The organism is Methanoculleus oceani (assembly GCF_023702065.1).
GTDB classification, from domain to species: domain Archaea; phylum Halobacteriota; class Methanomicrobia; order Methanomicrobiales; family Methanoculleaceae; genus Methanoculleus; species Methanoculleus oceani.
Map to the genome: position 1 here is coordinate 456,391 of NZ_QFDM01000003.1, position 17,249 is coordinate 473,639.

The 17,249-nt window shown below is 62.4% G+C and carries 15 protein-coding genes and 1 tRNA gene; 8 read left to right on the top strand and 8 right to left on the bottom strand.

The annotated features are described in order from the left end of the window. The first annotated feature begins 4 nt into the window (after positions 1–4). From DIC75_RS11960 to DIC75_RS11980, 5 genes are all read left to right on the top strand, one after another. The gene (locus tag DIC75_RS11960; protein ID WP_250988265.1) at positions 5–697 is read left to right on the top strand and encodes a phosphoglycerol geranylgeranyltransferase; all 693 of its coding nucleotides are present in this window, start codon (positions 5–7) and stop codon (positions 695–697) included. 3 nt (positions 698–700) lie between these two features. Continuing rightward, positions 701–1,399, top strand: coding sequence for an RNA methyltransferase (locus DIC75_RS11965; RefSeq protein WP_250988266.1), 699 nt, complete (start codon positions 701–703; stop codon positions 1,397–1,399). 22 nt (positions 1,400–1,421) lie between these two features. Beyond that, positions 1,422–1,979, top strand: a complete 558-nt coding sequence (dcd, locus tag DIC75_RS11970; RefSeq protein WP_250988267.1) for a dCTP deaminase — start codon at positions 1,422–1,424, stop codon at positions 1,977–1,979. Positions 1,980–2,127: 148 nt separating this feature from the next. Next, complete coding sequence (locus DIC75_RS11975; protein ID WP_250988268.1) at positions 2,128–3,963, top strand: threonine--tRNA ligase; 1,836 nt, start codon at positions 2,128–2,130, stop codon at positions 3,961–3,963. 516 nt (positions 3,964–4,479) lie between these two features. Next, positions 4,480–4,935, top strand: coding sequence for a ferritin-like domain-containing protein (locus tag DIC75_RS11980; protein ID WP_250988333.1), 456 nt, complete (start codon positions 4,480–4,482; stop codon positions 4,933–4,935). A gap of 84 nt (positions 4,936–5,019) precedes the next feature. Here DIC75_RS11980 and DIC75_RS11985 read toward each other — a convergent pair whose 3' ends face one another. Continuing rightward, complete coding sequence (locus DIC75_RS11985) at positions 5,020–6,204, bottom strand: cation:proton antiporter (RefSeq protein ID WP_250988269.1); 1,185 nt, start codon at positions 6,202–6,204, stop codon at positions 5,020–5,022. Positions 6,205–6,578: 374 nt separating this feature from the next. Here DIC75_RS11985 and DIC75_RS11990 point away from each other — a divergent pair, with 374 nt between their 5' ends. Continuing rightward, positions 6,579–7,979: a GNAT family N-acetyltransferase gene (locus DIC75_RS11990; protein ID WP_250988270.1), complete on the top strand. Its 1,401-nt coding sequence runs from the start codon at positions 6,579–6,581 to the stop codon at positions 7,977–7,979. A 231-nt stretch (positions 7,980–8,210) separates the two neighbouring features. Here the strand turns inward: DIC75_RS11990 and eno are convergent, their stop codons facing one another. The 7 genes from eno to xerA form a co-directional block, all read right to left on the bottom strand. Further along, complete coding sequence (gene eno, locus DIC75_RS11995; protein WP_250988271.1) at positions 8,211–9,503, bottom strand: phosphopyruvate hydratase; 1,293 nt, start codon at positions 9,501–9,503, stop codon at positions 8,211–8,213. 99 nt (positions 9,504–9,602) lie between these two features. Further along, positions 9,603–9,998 carry a DUF3795 domain-containing protein gene (locus tag DIC75_RS12000; protein ID WP_250988272.1) on the bottom strand — a complete coding sequence of 132 codons (396 nt, stop codon included), beginning with the start codon at positions 9,996–9,998 and terminating at the stop codon, positions 9,603–9,605. Between the two features lie 110 nt (positions 9,999–10,108). Beyond that, a tRNA-Gln gene (locus DIC75_RS12005) sits at positions 10,109–10,181 on the bottom strand. Positions 10,182–10,307: 126 nt separating this feature from the next. Continuing rightward, entirely contained in the window at positions 10,308–11,660 is a 1,353-nt protein-coding gene (locus DIC75_RS12010; protein ID WP_250988273.1) for a mannose-1-phosphate guanylyltransferase/mannose-6-phosphate isomerase, read from the bottom strand. A 277-nt stretch (positions 11,661–11,937) separates the two neighbouring features. After that, on the bottom strand, positions 11,938–12,381 hold the full coding sequence (locus DIC75_RS12015; RefSeq protein ID WP_250988274.1) for a tetratricopeptide repeat protein: 444 nt from the start codon (positions 12,379–12,381) through the stop codon (positions 11,938–11,940). A gap of 130 nt (positions 12,382–12,511) precedes the next feature. After that, on the bottom strand, positions 12,512–13,447 hold the full coding sequence (locus tag DIC75_RS12020; RefSeq protein ID WP_250988275.1) for an SDR family oxidoreductase: 936 nt from the start codon (positions 13,445–13,447) through the stop codon (positions 12,512–12,514). Positions 13,448–13,709: 262 nt separating this feature from the next. Next, positions 13,710–14,654, bottom strand: coding sequence for a site-specific tyrosine recombinase/integron integrase (gene xerA, locus DIC75_RS12025; protein WP_250988276.1), 945 nt, complete (start codon positions 14,652–14,654; stop codon positions 13,710–13,712). Positions 14,655–15,903: 1,249 nt separating this feature from the next. Between xerA and DIC75_RS12030 the strand changes: the two genes are divergently transcribed. Beyond that, entirely contained in the window at positions 15,904–16,497 is a 594-nt protein-coding gene (locus DIC75_RS12030) for a DUF5806 family protein (RefSeq protein WP_250988277.1), read from the top strand. Then, on the top strand, positions 16,494–17,249 hold the full coding sequence (gene mobB, locus DIC75_RS12035; RefSeq protein ID WP_250988278.1) for a molybdopterin-guanine dinucleotide biosynthesis protein B: 756 nt from the start codon (positions 16,494–16,496) through the stop codon (positions 17,247–17,249). The genes DIC75_RS12030 and mobB overlap by 4 nt, the downstream gene beginning before the upstream one ends.

Genomic DNA, 17,249 nt, shown 5'->3' on the forward strand with positions numbered 1-17,249 from the left:
CACCATGCACGCGAACTGGAAGACCTGGGCACACGTAACGAAACTGGACCCCGATAAACACCTTCCGCAGGAAGCCGTCGAGGAGATCGTGACAAGCGGGACCGACGCCCTGATGCTCTCGGGCACCCTGAACGTGACGCGGGAGAACCTCCACGAACTCCTGGAGCTGGTCTCTGCCTACGGGCTGCCGCTGGTTGTGGAACCGGCGAGCCCCGACTGCGCCATATTCGACGGGGCGGTCGACCACCTCTTCGTGCCGAGCGTGATGAACACAAACGACGTCCGCTGGATTGTCGGGAAGCATTACGCCTGGCTCCGCCACGCGAGCAGCATCGACTGGGAGATGGTGGTACCCGAGGCCTACATCGTCCTCAACCCGAATTCGGCCGTTGGGCGGGTGACGGGCGCGGACTGCACCCTCTCGGGAGAGGACGTGGCCGCGTTCGTGGAGGTGGCGGACCGTTACTTCCGGTTCCCGATCGTCTACATCGAGTATAGCGGGACTTACGGAGACCCCGGCATCGTGCAGGCGGCGTCCGAAGCGGTCGAGAACGCCACCCTCTATTACGGCGGCGGGATCCGCTCGGCGGAGCAGGCGGCGGAGATGGGCCGCATCGCCGACACGATCGTCGTAGGGAACGCGGTCTACGAGGAAGGGATCGATGTGCTCCGGGCGACGGTCCGGGCGGTACAGTGAGGCATGCCTGAGATTTCAATCGTCCTGATCGAACCTCTCTACGAGGGGAACGTCGGGTTTACCGCCCGGGTGATGAAGAACTTCGGGTTCACCCGGCTCGTACTGGTCAATCCCTGCGCGCTCGGCGACGACGCCGTCATGCGCGCCTCCCACGCCCGCGACGTCCTCGATAACGCCCGCCGGATGACGGTCGAAGAGGTCTATCGGGAGTTCGACTTCGTCGTCGCGACGACCGGCGAGGTGAGCAAGTCGGTCTGCACCCCGATGCGGATGCCCTACTACGCACCGGCGGAGGTCCGGGAGACTGTCGGCGAGATCGACGGGACGGTCGCGGTCCTCTTCGGGCGGGAGAACTGGGGGCTCGCAAACACCGAACTTAAGCGGGCGAACCTCATCTGCACCATCCCGACCTCGGAGATCTACCCTATCCTGAACCTCTCCCACGCGGTGGGCATCCTCTGCTACGAACTTGCGAACCTGCCGCGCGGAACCTACCCGCTCGCGAGCCCCGTCGAGATGGATTCGCTCTACCGGCACATCGACGCGTTTCTGGATCGGATCGACCACCCGGACTTCAAGCGGGAGAACACGATGACCCTGATCCGCCGGGTGCTCGGCCGGACGAAACTGACCATCCGCGAGGCAAGTACGCTTCACGGGCTGATGCGCCGGACCGAGTGGCACCTCGAAAACAAAGAATAGTTTGCAGGAGAGATATAGGAGAATGATTCTTGTCGACTGGCAGATAGAAGACCGCATCAGACGCGGGCACATCAAGGTTGACCCCTTCGAGCCCGGCCTGATCCAGCCCAACTCCCTGGATATCAGGCTCGGTTCCCACTTCGTCTGGTACGTTCCGGGAGATACCGTGATCGATCCTTTCGAGAAGGAGACCGTCTGCTTGAACACGGAGGAGACGGTGGCCGACTCGATCGTTCTTGCTCCCGGGCAGTTCCTCCTTGCCGAGACCCTGGAATCGATCGAGCTTCCCGACGACATCGTCGCAAGCATCGAGGGGAAGAGCAGCATCGCGCGTCTCGGGGTCGAACTCCACCAGACGGGAGGCTGGATCGATGCGGGATTCAGGGGGACGATCACGCTCGAGATGTGCAACGTGAACTCCCGGCCGGTCCGGGTCTACGCGGGGATGCCGATCGGGCAGCTGGTCTTCTACCGCACGGATCGCGCCGCGCGCCCGTACAACATGAAGTGCGACGCAAAGTACATGGACCAGCGGCAGGCGACCCTCTCCCGCTACCCCGATAATGCGCGCCGCGCGTGATGCGGGCCGCCGGCAATCCGGCAAATCTCGCGCACCCCACCGTCCGACGGTGAGGGAGGCGGGCGGGGTGCCATCTGCTCCCGCCCGTAGAGCGTTATGCACTATATAGCAGGAAAACAGATATTGAACGATTCAACTGGGGATACCAATGCGACTTCTTCTGATCCACTCTGATCATATCGAATACGAGACCCGGAAGAAGACGAAGGTCGCCGAAGAGGATGCCGTCCCAAAGGACGCCCTCGATGAGGCGCTCGCCGTCTTCTGCGCGGTTGAGTCCGTCGACGAGGAGAACATCGAGGACGCCGTCAGGCAGGCGGTGGACGAGATCGTCACCACCGCCCGGCAGCTCGGCACTACCAATATCATGATTTACCCCTACGCCCACCTCTCCTCCGACCTTGCATCGCCGGAAGCGGCTGTGAGCGCTCTTAAGGGCATCGAGGAGGGGCTCGTCGGGAAGGACGGCTTTGTCGTGAAACGGGCGCCGTTCGGCTGGTACAAGGCCTTCTCGCTCTCCTGCAAGGGTCACCCGCTTTCGGAACTCTCCCGGACGATCGTCCCGGGCGAAGGAGCGGCCGCCGAAAAGAAGGAGATCCTGCACGAGTTCTTCGTCTTCACCCCCAACGGGGAGCGGAGAGACGCGGCCGACTACGCGAAGGAGAACACCCCCTTCGCTTCCCTGGTCCGGAAGGAACTCGGGTATCCGGGGCCTGACGGGGTCGAGCCGGTTCACGTCGACCTGATGCGTGCGAAGGAACTCGTGGAGTACGAGCCGCGCTCGGACGTCGGGCACCACCGCTGGATGCCCCGGGGCAAGCTGATCCGGGACCTTCTTTCCGATTACGTCCTCGCACGGGTGCTCGATTACGGCGGGATGCCGGTGGAGACCCCGGTGATGTACGATCTCGGCGATAAGGCGATCGCGGAGCACGCCGCCAAGTTCGGGGAACGGCAGTACCGGTTCAAGAGCGGCAACCGCGACATGATGCTCCGGTTCGCGGCGTGTTTCGGGATGTTCTCGATCATGCACGACATGCACATCTCTCCAAACACCCTTCCGATGAAACTCTACGAACTCTCGACCTACTCGTTCCGGCACGAGCAGAAGGGCGAGGTGATCGGGCTGAAGCGCCTCCGCGCCTTCACGATGCCCGATATGCACACCCTCTGCCGGGACGTGGACGGCGCGCTGAAGGCCTTTGAGGAGCAGCTCGTGATAGGCTGGAAGAGCGGCGAAGACCTCGAAACCCCGCTCGTGGGAGTCTTCCGGTGCACCCGGGACTTCTTCGACCAGTACGAACTCTGGGTGAAGGAGATCGTCGCGAAGTCGGGCGTGCCGATGCTGATCGAGGTCCTCTCGGAGCGGGTCCACTACTGGATCGCAAAGGTCGACCTCGCGGCGATCGACGCACAGGGCAGGCCGATCGAGAACCCGACGGTCCAGATCGACGTCGAGAGCGCGGACCGGTTCGATATCAAGTATTACGCCCCGGACGGGACGGAGGTTCACCCCCCGATCCTCCACTGCTCGCCGACGGGCTCGATCGAGCGGGTGATCTGCGCGATGCTCGAGAGCACCGCTGCACAGGAAGTCCCCTCGTTCCCGACCTGGCTCGCCCCGACCCAGGTCAGGCTGGTGCCGGTGGCGGAGCGGCACGTCTGCTTTGCCGAGGAGATCGGCACCCGGCTGAACGCAGCCGGCATCCGGGCAGACGTCGACGACCGGGACGAGAGCGTGAACAAGAAGATCCGCGAGGCCGGGATGGACTGGGTGCCCTACGTCGCGGTGATCGGCGACCAGGAAGCCGAGACCGGCCGGCTCATGGTCACCATCCGGAAGCTCTCGGAGAAGAAGAAGCCCTACAAGGAGACGATGAGCGAGACCGAGCTCATCCAGGCGGTCAAGCTCGAGACCGCCGGAAAGCCCTTCCGGCCGCTTTACACCCCGAAGGCCCTCTCCAGGAAGCCCCGGTTTATTTAATCTCTTTTTTTGCAAAGCACGAAGCTACGCTGCTGCAACTCGCACCAAATGGTTCGCACGCTCCTTTCAGTCGTGCCTCGCACCTGACGATGTCAAACAGGGGATATCCCACCTACCGTTCTTAGAAACGCCACAAACTCAATCTACGGCTTTCCACCGGGTTGCGCACCTGCGGTGCTTGTGCTCCTGCCCTTCGGCCAGTCGCATATCGCCACGCGGGGGAGGGGCTGACGGGGAGGGGGAGACCCCCCTCCCCTGTCCCCACCCCCCATGGCGATACTCCCACGGTCCACTGCATCCGGATTTTCCCTCGATTCAGTCACTTTGTTTGTCGCAAATCGAAGATTCTCAGCCTCTTCGAACCCCCCCGATTTCCTCCCCAATCATCGCTGCCCTGACAGCCACACATGAAAACCTGCAGGCCTCTCACACACACCTTGTCCAACACCATACCAAAGCCCGCCCCTAACAAGATTTAAGAGCCTCAGATGCTACTGTCCACCGGTGCATGAAACCATGAATGCCGAAGAGTACCGCTCAATCATATCGAACGCCATCGACCGGGAGGTCGAGGCTTACACCTTCTACCGGACAGTCAGGGAGAAGGTCACGGACGAGAACTTAAAAAATCTCTTCAACGAGCTTGCCGGGGAGGAGAGCAACCACAGAAAGACCCTCGAGGGCCTCCAGATGAAAGAGCCGGGGAAACTCGGTTTCGACACGAAGCGAGACTACAAGGTCGCCGACGCCCTGGAGACCCCGCCGCTCTCCGCCGACTTAAAACCGCTCGACGGCCTCGTTATCGCGATCAGGAAGGAGCTCGACGCGATGCAGATGTACACCCAGCTTGCGAGCCTGAGCGTCGATCCCGATCAGATGGCGTTATTCGAGAGCCTGGCCTCGATGGAGCGGGGCCACAAGGCGCGTCTCGAGGACATCTACACCAACATGGCGTTTCCGGAAGCCTGGTGAAGGCGGGCCTCGCGGTTCCGCCGTTTTTTTCCCGCAAAAGAGGGGAGAGATTGTTGAGGAAAGTGTGCAGGCTCCCCTGCTGCATCACTCTACGGCGCAGTACGCGCCCCTGAAGAACCAGTTCCGGTAGACGATCGGAGTGACGATAGTGGTCAGCAGACTCATCAACACGATCGCGACGAAGACCCCCTGGCCGATGAGCCCCGAGTCCAGCCCGATCAGGGCGACGATCATCGCCACCTCCCCCCGCGGCGCCATCCCGAACCCGATGATGAGGGAGTCCTCCCGGCACATTCCCATCGCCCGCGCGGGCAGGCCGCACCCGATGACCTTGGTGGCGATGGCGACCAGGGTCAGCGCCACCAGGAAGATGATGATGTCGGGGGTGAGCGCCTGGAAGTCCGCAAGGATACCGAGCGATACGAAGAAGATCGAGGCGAAGATGATCTGGAGGTACTCGGCGCCTTCCCTGACGTCCTTGCTGTTCCGGAGCCCGACTCCCTCGAATGCGACCCCGGCGATGAACGCACCGACGATCCCCGATAAACCCATCAGATCGGCGAGCATCGCGTAGAGGAACGCGATCATCATGGCGAAGATGAAGACGAACTCCGGGTACTTCCGCGCCAGCTTTGATCTATCCATCCGCTCGATGAACCGGCTTACGCCGAAGAGCCCGACGGCACCGCCGATGACGATGAACCCGAGCGCCTTGGCAAGGACCAGGCCGATCGAGACCGCCGAGACGTCTCCGGCGACCAGATCGGTCGTGATGGAGAGTGCCACCAGGGAGAGAATATCGTCGATGACCGCGGTGCCGATGATCGCCTTCGCCGCGCCGGTCTGGAGCATGCCGATCTCCTTGAGGACATTTGCAGTGATGGCGATACTCGTCGCCGTCAGCGCCGTGCCGACGAAGACTGCGCTGGCGAAGTCGAACCCGAAGAGAACGGCGGTGGCGTAGCCGCCTATCCATGGTATGATAACGCCGAGTATCCCGATGACGCCGTAACTTGCTTTCAGGATATCCCTGACGTTAAATTCGAAACCGATAACGAAGAGAAGGATGATTGCCCCGAGATGCGCCAGGCTCCGGACGAAGTCCGTGTAGGTGATCAGGCCGAGCATGCTCGGGCCTACGAGGAGCCCCACGAGAATGGCCCCGATCGTCGCCGACTGGTTGATCCTGGATGCCAGGAGGTAGCCGGCGAGCGCGAGGAAGAGGAGAAGGCTCATCTGGAACTCGATAGATAGGGCGGCACTTTCCATTGTTGCCCATGATCTGGGGAGGGAGGCCTTAAGAAATGTATGCAACGTACGGGGGTTGCAGGGGGACTGCAGGAGAACAACGGCCGCATCTCGCCGGGTGCAGGGCAGGCGTAATCGGGTCGTTCACCCTCACCGCTTCAGGCAGGAAGAGAACGCTGCACGACGGGTTCTCCCCGGCCCACCCCCATAGGCAGGCATGCCGGCCATGTCCGATGGTAGCCGGATGGAAACACTAACCGTTGGATGAGCGGGGCTCTCTCCGCCTCTCCAGCCGAAAAATGGAAATACACTCCCAAACGCAAAAATAACCCGCTTTCAAGAGTCGTTATGGGTACACTACCTTCAAGACCTTCCACTGCAAATCTCCACTATAGATGGAACAGCAGGTACAGGTGACCATCCAGAGCGATCCGGCTTTCCTCGGTATTGTTCGGTCGGCGGTCTCCCGGATGGCATCCCTTGGCGGTCTTCCCGCCGGCACGATCAGGGAGCTCGCCCTTGGCGCCGAGGAGGCTGTGCTCTGGATCATCGACCACGCCTTCCCGCCGAACACGAAGGGCGAGATCACGCTCACCTGCTCGATCACCACCGACCGATTTGAGGTACGGATCGTCGAACACGGGATCCCCTTCGACCCGGAGATGGCTCCCCCGACACTACCCCGGTGCCGGGCGGTCATGGATCGGATCGCCTTTACAAACAGGGGGTGGGCCGGGAAGGAGACCCTGCTGGCGAAGGACTGCAGAGTGCCCCCGCACTTCTCCCGCCCTCCGGTGCCGCCCGCATCCACCGGATCCGTGCTGATCCGCCCGACCCTGCCCGATGAGGCGGTGGAGATCTCACGATGCGCTTACTTCAGCTACGGCTACTCCTACGGTTACGAGAAGGTTTACCATCCGGACGTGCTCAAAGCCCTGATACGATCGGGTGACCTTATCTCGTTCGTCGCGGTCGATGGCGATACCGTGGTCGGCCATGCCGGGCTCCTCTTCTACGACGACCCGGGTGTAGCCGAGATCGCGCTCGGGTTCGTGAACCCGCCCTACCGGAGCCGACGGGTCTTCTCAGACCTGATGGCAACCGTCGTTGCGGAGGCCGAACGCCGGCACCTGACAGCACTCTCCGGGCAGGCGGTCTGCACCCATCTTTACTCGCAGCGGTCGGCCCGGGCCTTCGGGATGGGCGAGTGCGCACTCCTCCTCTCCCGTTACACCCCGCTCCGGTTCACCGGGATAGCCGATGAGAACCGGGTCAGGGAGAGTATCCTTGCGGTCTTCCGCTACCTCTCACCGCCGGAGCATCCGGTTCTCTACCCGCCGGAGCACCATGCCGGCATAATGAGAGAGATCTACGATCACCTCGGCGTGCACCCGCCCTTCGGTATCGGCGATGCGTCAGCCGGCCTTCCGGAGAAGAGCGAATGCTCTATCATCGTTGAAGAGATTTACCAGACGGCTCAGATCCGTATCCGGTCCATCGGCACCGATCTCATCCCCCGGCTCAGGCGCGAACTCGACCGCCTCCGTGCCGGACGTATCGAGGCCGTCTACATCCACCTCCCGCTCACCGCTCCGGCAACCGCTGCCGTAGTGGACGCAATCGAGAACCTCGGCTTCTTCTTTGCCGGACTGCACCTCACCTCCACCGGCGAGGATCTCCTCACCCTCCAGTATCTGAATAACCAGATCCTGGACTACGACACGGTCATGGTGGCATCGCCCAACGCCGGCCGGCTGAAGGAGTATATCAGAGAGCGGGACCCCTGGCAGGAGTGAAGGATGCCTCCCCGGGTCTCCAGCATCTCATGGTGCGCCTGAAAAAGAGTCCGGATTACATTTGCAGGGAGTTCGAACATAACGTTGTGTACTCCCGGCACGTCCCCTGCCACCGGCAATAGCGGCAGCAGAGGACGGTCTCGGTACGAAGGCTCCCCTTCCCGAAGGCGGCGATTCGCTCGTAACCGGTCAGTTCCGCCCCGCAGCACGGACATGCGGCCATACGTCGCCCTACCGGACAAAACCGCCCCGCCCGGCATACCGGGCCGTATCCCCGGCCGCCTCTTCGATCCTGATGAGCTGGTTGTACTTCTCCACCCGCTCGCCCCGTGCCGGTGCACCGGTCTTGAGGTGGCCGGTCTGCATGGCGACGGTGAAGTCGGCGATGAACGTATCGACGGTCTCGCCGCTCCGGTGGGAGATCATCGCACCCCAGTTCTGCTGCTGCGCCAGACGTACCGCGGCGATCGTCTCGGTCACGGTCCCTATCTGGTTGGGCTTGATCAGGACGGCGTTGGCGACCCCCTTCCGGATACCCACCTCGATCCGCTCGACGTTCGTGACGAAGAGATCGTCACCGACGAGTTCCACCCGGTCGCCGATCGCTTTGTTCAGCAGCCGCCAGCCGTCCCAGTCGTCCTCGGCAAGGCCGTCTTCGATGACGATGACCGGGTATGCCGCCACAAGGTCGCGGTATCGGTCTACCATCTCGGCAGCGGTCAGGGTCAGCCCCTCGGTCCTGAGGTGGTAGGCGCCGTCCTCATAGAACGCGCTCGATGCCGGGTCGAGAGCGATGCCGATCTCCCCGCCGGGCGCATACCCGGCACGCTCGATCGCTTCCACGATCAGGTCGAGTGGCTCGGTGTTCGTGGAAACCGCGGGGGCAAACCCGCCTTCGTCGCCGACGCCGGTCGTGTAGCCCCGCGCCTTGAGGGTATCTTTGAGCGCATGGTAGGTCTCGGCACCCCACCGGACCGCTTCCGCGATGCTTGCAGCGCTGTACGGGGCGATCATGTACTCCTGGAAGTCGGGCCCCTGCCAGTTGGCGTGAACTCCGCCGTTGAGAATGTTCATCATGGGGACGGGAAGGAACGGCTTTAGCGGGTCTCCCAGGTACTCCCAGAGCCAGAGACCCTCTGCGGCGGCGGCAGCCCGGGCGACGGCCATGGAGACCGCAAGCGTGGCGTTGGCGCCCAGGTTCCGCTTGTTCGGTGTACCGTCGAGTTCGATGAGCACCTCGTCAACCGCTGCCTGATCGCGGGCGTCCATGCCCTGCAGGGTGCCGGCAATCTTGCCGTTGATCTGGCTGACAGGTCTCTGCACCCCTTTTCCGCCGTAACGGTCTTTTACGCCGTCCCGGAGCTCGACGGCTTCGTGTTTGCCGGTCGATGCGCCGGACGGGGTCGCGGCACGCCCGGACGCCCCACCGGCAAGCGTGATATCCGCTTCGACGGTCGGGTTCCCCCGCGAGTCCAGTATCTCGCGGGCATGGACTGATCGTATCCTCGTGTCAATTTCGGTCATGCTCGATCGCACCAGGAGGCGGGAGGGTATCGAGCGCAAAAAAGGTATCGACGGCACCGTGCTCGTCCGGGTGACGGCGGTGCGGGTGATACTCCCTCCTCACCACGTCCGGCCGCAGTGCAGGCAACGATCCCTGTGCATGCTGAGGGTATGTCCGCACTGCGGGCATCTCCAGCGGACCTTCTCCTGTTCGACGAACCCTGCGACTCCCCGCTCCCGTATCTCGCGCAGGTTGTCGAGCACGCTCGTCCGGTATTTTGTGTAGCGCTTATCCAGGCGTTTCAGCCGCGTGCAGGGATATCCGGTGCATTCGTAGCAGTACTCCCCCGTACGGTCTTCGCACTGCCGGATCCTGCACCGTGCGCAATGCGCGTTCAGGCTGCCGGCATCCTCCGTCCGGCAGCCCGGGCATCTGTTCTTCTCCCGCAGGTAGCCGATACAGAGCCCGCAGTTTATACCGCAGGGGGCGATCAGGATAGGGGAGAGGTGGCTCATTCTCGTATGCTCATCGTACGCCGGGAAGTCTCTTTCGATTTCGCCGCCGATGGGATGAGGGTGACTGCGAAATATTCACGTGCGGCAATGTGAAGGCCAGATGAATGCAGTACCCCCGGGCGGATTCGAACCGCCGTCGCCGGATCCAAAGTCCTGCATGATTGACCGCTACACTACGGGGGTGACAGAAATGAACCTACGGCTGATACCTGCGGTATCTGCTCTTATATTCTATGCATCGTGGGATTATATCGGTTTGGTCGCGGGCAGACGGGAGCTGGAGAGAGGCGGCGAACCGCCGGCCCGCACTCACGTCCGCTCGAAATCGTCCTCGAACCTGATGATGTCGTCCTCGCCGGTATACTCCCCGATCTGGACCTCGATCAGTTCGAGCGGCAGAAGGCCGGGGTTCGCGAGCCGGTGGACCGTTCCCGCCGGGACGAAGGTCGACTCGCCGTTCCGGAGGAGTGAGGTCTCGTTGCCGATCGTCACCTCGGCGCACCCGGTGACGACCACCCAGTGCTCGGAGCGGTGGTGGTGCATCTGGAGGGAGAGGCGGCGGTTCGGGGGGACGGTGACCCGCTTGATCTTATACGACTGTCCCTCCTCGAGGTTCGTGTAGGAGCCCCAGGGCCGGTGGACCTGCGTGTGGAAGAGTGCACGAGAGTCCCCCTTCTCGCGGAGGACCTTTGCGATCTCGCCCACCCGCTGGGCCTCGTCCCGGGCAGCGACCAGGATCGCGTCCTTCGTCTCGACGATGGCAAGGTCGTGAATCCCGACGGTGGCAATCAACCGGTCGGCGATGATCAGGTTCTCGGAGGAGTCGATCCCGATATGCTCGCCCCTGACCGCGTTGCCGTTCCCGTTCTTCTGGAGGGCGGCGTAGAGGGCGTCGAAATTCCCCACGTCGCTCCAGTCGGTCTCAAGCGGCACGACCGCCGCCCGCCGGGTCTTCTCCATGATCCCGTAGTCGATGGAGAGGGCCGGAGTTGCACCGTATGCCTCCTCGAGGGGCTGCTCGAACGCCCTGGCCACCTCCGGTGCGCACGTTTCGCACTCGGAAAGGAAGAGAGCGGCATCGAAACAGAACATACCGGAGTTCCAGAGGTAGCCGTCGGCGACATACCTCCCGGCGGTCTCGAGATCGGGCTTCTCGACGAAGGCGTCCACGGTTGAGCCGTCCCCGAGAGTCTCTCCGGGCCGGATATAGCCGTATCCGGTGTGGGGCGAGGTCGGCCGCACCCCGAAGACCACCAGGTGGTCCTTCGCGAGCCGCTCCGCCCGGCGGAAGGCCTCGCGGAACGGCCCGGTCGCGGTGATCAGGTGGTCCGAGGGGAGCACCGCGACCGTATCGAGCCCGTCCTCCCGGGTGACCTCCCGGACGCCGTAGTAGATCGCCGGCAGGGTGTTCCTGCCCACCGGCTCCACGAGGACCCGGCAGTCGCACCCGATGGTCGCGAGCTGGTCCCGGACCAGGAACCGATGATCGGTGTTCGTGACGATGGCGATCTCCTGCGGGGAGGAGAAGAGGAGCGATCTCTTCACGGTCTTCTGGAAGAGAGACTCATCGTCGATCAGCGGGATGAACTGTTTCGGGTAGTGTTCCCTCGAGAGCGGGAAGAGGCGGGTGCCGCTCCCGCCTGCAAGAATGAGCGTCTTCATGGGATCGACTCCGTGCCGCTGAGGGGCACTCGATTGTATACTCTATTGCGGTAAGGGGGATAAAAACGTAAGGTCTCCGCCGTGTTCCCCGGAACCCGCCGGTCCCGATGGGGGAACGATCCGGGGCCGGCCGGGCAGGGGTGCATGCGGGACCCAAACAGGAACGCAGGACCATCCATATCGCACCTGAGGGTGTATCGACTCTCGAATACAGCATCGCGGAGGTGTGGAAGGGCTGCCGGCCGCTTCATCCGGTCTCCGAAAAAAGTGAGTGTCCCTAAGCCCGGGTCATCGTCGAATTCCCGGGGTAGAGCGCACGGGCCTGCGGGTCGAGGTCTTCTGCCACCGCAAGGACGTGTTCGGCCTCCTGGTAATTCCCGAGCCTGCCGAGCACCATGCCGTAGGTAACCCAGGCGAAGATGCACGACCGGTCGATCGCGAGCGCCTGTCTGCACGCAAGCACCGCTTCCTGGGGGCGGTCGAGCCGGGTGAGGATCACTGCCCGGTTGTTCCAGGCGTAGACGTCATCGTTGTCGTAGAGAAGCGCCGCACTGAATGCAGCGAGGGCCTCCTCGTAGCGACCCTGCCTCTCAAGCGCCACGCCCCTGTTGTTCAGGGCCGCCGGGTCCTGCAGGTTCTCTACAATGACGTCGGTGTACGCCCGGGACGCAGTTCTGTCATCACCCTTACCGGGTATCTCCGGTGTAACCAATCGGGGCATACGTTGGTACCTCGCACCCCTTAATGCAGGGTGACGATATATAAGTTCCTGAACCTATCACGCCCGGGAGCGGGACGAAGCGGGATCGGCCGGCAGGGTGACCGGACCCGGTCCCGGACCCGGGAAGTTGTTATCGACCGCCATCCCCAAACCAGGTCACCGTCTCGCGGAGCCCCGCTTCAAGCGTGCAACGGGGAGAAAAACCGAAGGCTTCATGGGCCCGGGATATGTCGGCGAGCGAGTCACGCACATCTCCCGACCGCGGCGGTTCGTATACCGGCCGGCGGTGTATGCCGGTGATCTCCGAGAGAGTCGCGGCAAGTTCGTTGAGGCTGATCCGGCGGCCCCCGGCGATGTTGAAGACACCGGAGGCGTCGCCCCCCATCGCCTGAACGTTCGCCCGGACGACATCCTCAACGAAGATGAAGTCCCGGGTCTGCTCCCCGTCGCCGTAGACGATCGGCGGCTTCCCATCGAGCAGACGGGTGACGAACTTCGGGATCACCGCCGCATACTCGGAGTTCGGGTCCTGCCGGGGGCCGAAGACGTTGAAGTAGCGCAAGAATACCGTCCGGATGCCGTAGAGGTCGGAGAAGACCTTCCCGTAGTATTCACCCGCAAGTTTTGAGACCGCATAGGGGGAGAGCGGTCTCGGCGCCATCGCCTCGCGTTTGGGGAAGACCGGGTCGTCGCCGTAGATCGCCGAGGAGGAAGCCGCCACGACCGCCGGAACGCCGCACTCCTTTGCGGCCGATAGAACGTTTAAGGTCCCGGTCACGTTCACCTCGTTCGTCTCCAGGGGGTTTGCCACGGAACGGGGAACAGAGGCGACGGCCGCCTGGTGGAAGATGCCGTCCGCCCCGGCACAGGCGTCGACGAGCAGGGCGAGGTCGGTGACGCTCCCCTCGATGAATGTCACCCGGTGATGGGCGGAAAGGTGCTCGATATTCTCGTGCCGCCCGGTGGAGACATCGTCGATGATCACGACTTCGTGGCCGTCGCGTGCCAGCCGCTCTGCGAGGTTGGAGCCGATGAACCCCGCCCCGCCCGTGACGATGTAACGCATATGGATTGATAGGCACTCCAGTGATTTGAGCGTTGCCGGAAGGGGCCCGGGACAGGCCAGGATAGAGGTCCCGGGAATGCCACGCACGGCCGGTCAAACACCGTAGTATGGCCGGAGCAGGCCGCAGCATAGGATAACGCCCGGGCACTGGAAAAGTCCCGCCGCCGGTTCCTGAGCAAAGTCCGGCACCGCCCGGAGGACAGGGAGGGTGGGGCCCGGAAGTCCTCCGCCAGCCCACGCCGATATAGCGTCATGCAGTTTATCAAGCATCGTCCGACCGGCCCGATCGCTCCCCCCCGTTCCCGTTTGAGAGCGGGAAATACTGCTGATAGACGCGTTTGCGCTCATCGATGTCGGTATGGAGGTAGATCTCGGTCGTCTTGATAGAGGAGTGCCCCAGGTTCTCCTGCACGACGCGGAGGTTCTTCGACCGGCGATAGAGCTCGCTCGCGTAAGAATGCCGGATTTTATGCGGCGTAATCCCGGCGGGAGCGTATTGCCTGAAGAGATGCTGGACGGTTCGCGGGGAGAGATGGTTGCCCTGCTGGCCCAAAAAGAGCGGACCCTCGATAGTATTGCCGATGAACCGGTTAATCTCTTCGAGCGTCTCTTCGTCGACGAAAACCGTCCGGATCTTGTCCCCTTTTCCCTTCACCCGTATCGTCTGCTCCTCGAAATCGATATCTTCGACGTTCATCGCGCAGAGTTCCGAAACACGGACGCCCGTGGCGTAAATGAGGCGAACAATCAGCCGGTCCCGCTCGTTCTCGATGGTATTGATCAGGCGGGTCACCTGGCTGTGTTTGAGATATTTCAGTTCCTGATTCTTGATCCGGGGCCGCTCCACCCCGGGCATCGGGTCGGCGACCACGATCCCCTGCACGTAGAGATACCGGTAAAACGAGGAGAGCGTCGAGATCATCCGGTGGAGGGTCTTGGGCTTGTAGTCCTGCTTCTCCGCAAGACAGGAGAAGAAATCGGTGACGAGGGCCGCAGAGACATTCACGTCCGCATCCAGAGGAGCATTCTCGAGTGCGGCCTCGTCGAACGAAACCCCTCCGGGATCCGAATGCTGCCGGAGCCAGGCGTACCGGGCGAAACGCCGGATGGTCTGCAGGTATTTTTCGATCGTCCGGGGCGAGTAGTTCCGCATCCGGAGGTAACTGCTGAAGCGTTCCAGCCATTCCGAGAAGGAAGCGTTTTCCATCGTATAAAGAATAGAATAACGGAGCATATCAAAATTGCGGTAAATGCCTATTCCCCGCAATGAGTTGCACCCCGGGGAAACCCGTGCCGGGCCCGGCCAGAGCCGCAGGCCACGGTCGGCATGCACCCGCATCGAAAGGCCCGCTGCGGAAGGGAGGCTTACCCCCGGCCCCGGGAGCCCGCCGGGGGCCCGATACCGCAGGTATGAGCCCGATCCCCCGAACAGAAACCGGAGATCGACCTTGCCGGAACCGTGCCGTGGCGGCAGGCGGCCCCGGTTCCCGGCGCACACCCCCGGCGCAGATATCGCCGGAAGTGTGCCCGGAAAACGTAGAAAGGCCGGTATAACCCCGGACTCCAAAAAAGGATATTGCGGTGATGCATGGAGTGTCGGAGTTAGGAGGTATGGGGCTGCCGTCCCGGGTGGACGGGAGGGGGGCAAACCCTGTCGAATACGTTCTCTTCCGGATATATGAACCCCTTACCGCGCGGGGGGAAAGTGAACGCTCCAGGGACAGCACCGGTGCCACGTGGCCTGCATCCCCCGCCCACATATAAATGACCCTCACAGAAGGGCACAGGCGCCCGATCGCCCCCGCCGGCAACCATCACCACAGACGGCGGCGCGATCCGGGCTCAAAACCGCGATATGAAGGCCCCAAATCTCGACCCACCCATTCGACAGAGCGTCACGCCCCAACGGATGCCGGAACCCGTACCCCCGTAGAAGTGCTTCACACAGGATTACGCGAGACATTTCGACGATGCGTTCTCGCCCGCCAACACTCACGCGGACTTTGCGGCCCCCCCTCACGCTACCCCGCACTTCGCGCCTTCGCGTGAAACTGCGGCATTATGAGCGGCTCTGGGAGATCCGGTGCTGTAAAACCTCTTCAGCCGCTTCAATCCAGCAACAGGGAGGGCGCCAGCCCATGGGGGAGGCCAGGCCGTGACGCCCGCTCCGCGTGCACCACCCGCGAAAGAGCGCCCCCACATGGCCAGATCCCTGCACAATACGCCCCGATCATGACATCGCCCGATCCGGGTGCCCGGATAACCGCCCCGGACCCGGGACCAAAGAGGCAGGCATAAACCATATGCTGCTATATGTTCAGTGAGGGACGATCGTGACACCTGCGGGCAGTCGTTCTCCGGAGCGTCGTCCCCAAAATCGCCATCCAGGACGCCCGGGGCACCGTCGTTCGATCACCCCTATTGAAATATCAAAACCAACAAGAGGGATAGGTAAAATGGAAGAGCCTGACAGCATCAAAGACCCGAACAAGTACCAGAAATTCAAGAAGGTGGATGGCGCCACCTACCAGCGGGTCAACCAGTTCCTGCGCAAGCACACCCACATCACCGCCCGCGAGTGGGCGATCGCACGCCTCTGCGCAGACTTCAAGACCACCAGCGGCTCGGAGATGACGTTTATCGGTGAAAATCTCCCCGAACTCTGTCCGTTCATGGTCGATTCGTATACCCCGCAGGCGGTCAACCAGGCGAGGAGCTCCTTCAAGAAGAAGGTGAAGAAGGCAGGAGCCACGTTCTTCTACGGGGCCATGTGCGGATTTTTCACCGCAGAAGAACTCGACGAGATCCTCTTCGAGGCAAGCGAGGTTGCCCGGTTCCTGCTGGAGGTGGAAGGGACGAGCCTGAACCTCGACGAGGAGATCGACGTCGAGGACCGGATAACCGAGGTGATGCGGGGCGTCGCCGAGGCGGCGTCGGTCATCTTAAAGTCAAGGCCCGGCCAGGAAGAGGGAAGCCGGGGAGTACAGGATCAGGACGAAGGAAGCCAGCAAGTGCAGAGCCAGGAAGAAGGAGAGGACACGGAGATATGAAGATCATACAGGTTGTCGGCCGCTCGAACACCGGAAAGACCACATTCATAAAGAGCCTGATCGGGGCGCTTTCCGCACACGGAACCGTCGGAGCGATCAAGCATGTGGGCCACCATGGCTTTTCGCTCGAGCCCGGAAAAGACACCACCGTATACTATGAATCGCATGCTGCTATATCCGGCGGCGTCGATGCAGAGAAGTCGGTCATCATCAGGCGCGAGAACGACCTCGACTCCACCCTGGAGATCCTCTGCAACGCCGGGGTCGAATACGCCATACTCGAGGGGTTCAAGTCCCGGCCGTTCCCGAGGGTCGTGATAGGCGACCTTCCAAGCGAGAACGTCGTGCTCCGGAACCCCACCGTCGACGACGTGATCACCGCACTTCCGAAGTTCGAGGATTACTATACCGTCGAGGGACTGGTCAGGGAGCTCCGGCGCGAGTGCGATGTATCGCATGCCGGGGCCGTCCTCACGTTCAACGGGCTCGTCAGGGAGTGGACCGGCACCGAGCGGACAGAATACCTGGAGTTCGACGAGAGCGTCGATGCCGTGACGGAGAGTATCCTGCAGGAGGTGAAAGCAGTCCCGGGGATCATCGGCGCACGATTCCACCACCGGAAAGGACGGCTCCATGCCGGAGAAGATATAACCTATCTTGCTATACTTGCAGAGCACAGACAGGAGGCGTTCGCCGCCGCCGGCAGTGCAATCGATAGGCTCAAACGGGAACTACACGACGCGGAGAAGTGA

Coding starts and splice junctions, on each gene's coding strand:
- DIC75_RS11960 (WP_250988265.1), top strand. CDS start 5: ATGCACGCGAACTGGAAGACCTGGGCACACGTAACGAAACTGGACCCC.
- DIC75_RS11965 (WP_250988266.1), top strand. CDS start 701: ATGCCTGAGATTTCAATCGTCCTGATCGAACCTCTCTACGAGGGGAAC.
- dcd (WP_250988267.1), top strand. CDS start 1,422: ATGATTCTTGTCGACTGGCAGATAGAAGACCGCATCAGACGCGGGCAC.
- DIC75_RS11975 (WP_250988268.1), top strand. CDS start 2,128: ATGCGACTTCTTCTGATCCACTCTGATCATATCGAATACGAGACCCGG.
- DIC75_RS11980 (WP_250988333.1), top strand. CDS start 4,480: ATGAATGCCGAAGAGTACCGCTCAATCATATCGAACGCCATCGACCGG.
- DIC75_RS11985 (WP_250988269.1), bottom strand. CDS start 6,204: ATGGAAAGTGCCGCCCTATCTATCGAGTTCCAGATGAGCCTTCTCCTC.
- DIC75_RS11990 (WP_250988270.1), top strand. CDS start 6,579: ATGGAACAGCAGGTACAGGTGACCATCCAGAGCGATCCGGCTTTCCTC.
- eno (WP_250988271.1), bottom strand. CDS start 9,503: ATGACCGAAATTGACACGAGGATACGATCAGTCCATGCCCGCGAGATA.
- DIC75_RS12000 (WP_250988272.1), bottom strand. CDS start 9,998: ATGAGCCACCTCTCCCCTATCCTGATCGCCCCCTGCGGTATAAACTGC.
- DIC75_RS12010 (WP_250988273.1), bottom strand. CDS start 11,660: ATGAAGACGCTCATTCTTGCAGGCGGGAGCGGCACCCGCCTCTTCCCG.
- DIC75_RS12015 (WP_250988274.1), bottom strand. CDS start 12,381: ATGCCCCGATTGGTTACACCGGAGATACCCGGTAAGGGTGATGACAGA.
- DIC75_RS12020 (WP_250988275.1), bottom strand. CDS start 13,447: ATGCGTTACATCGTCACGGGCGGGGCGGGGTTCATCGGCTCCAACCTC.
- xerA (WP_250988276.1), bottom strand. CDS start 14,654: ATGGAAAACGCTTCCTTCTCGGAATGGCTGGAACGCTTCAGCAGTTAC.
- DIC75_RS12030 (WP_250988277.1), top strand. CDS start 15,904: ATGGAAGAGCCTGACAGCATCAAAGACCCGAACAAGTACCAGAAATTC.
- mobB (WP_250988278.1), top strand. CDS start 16,494: ATGAAGATCATACAGGTTGTCGGCCGCTCGAACACCGGAAAGACCACA.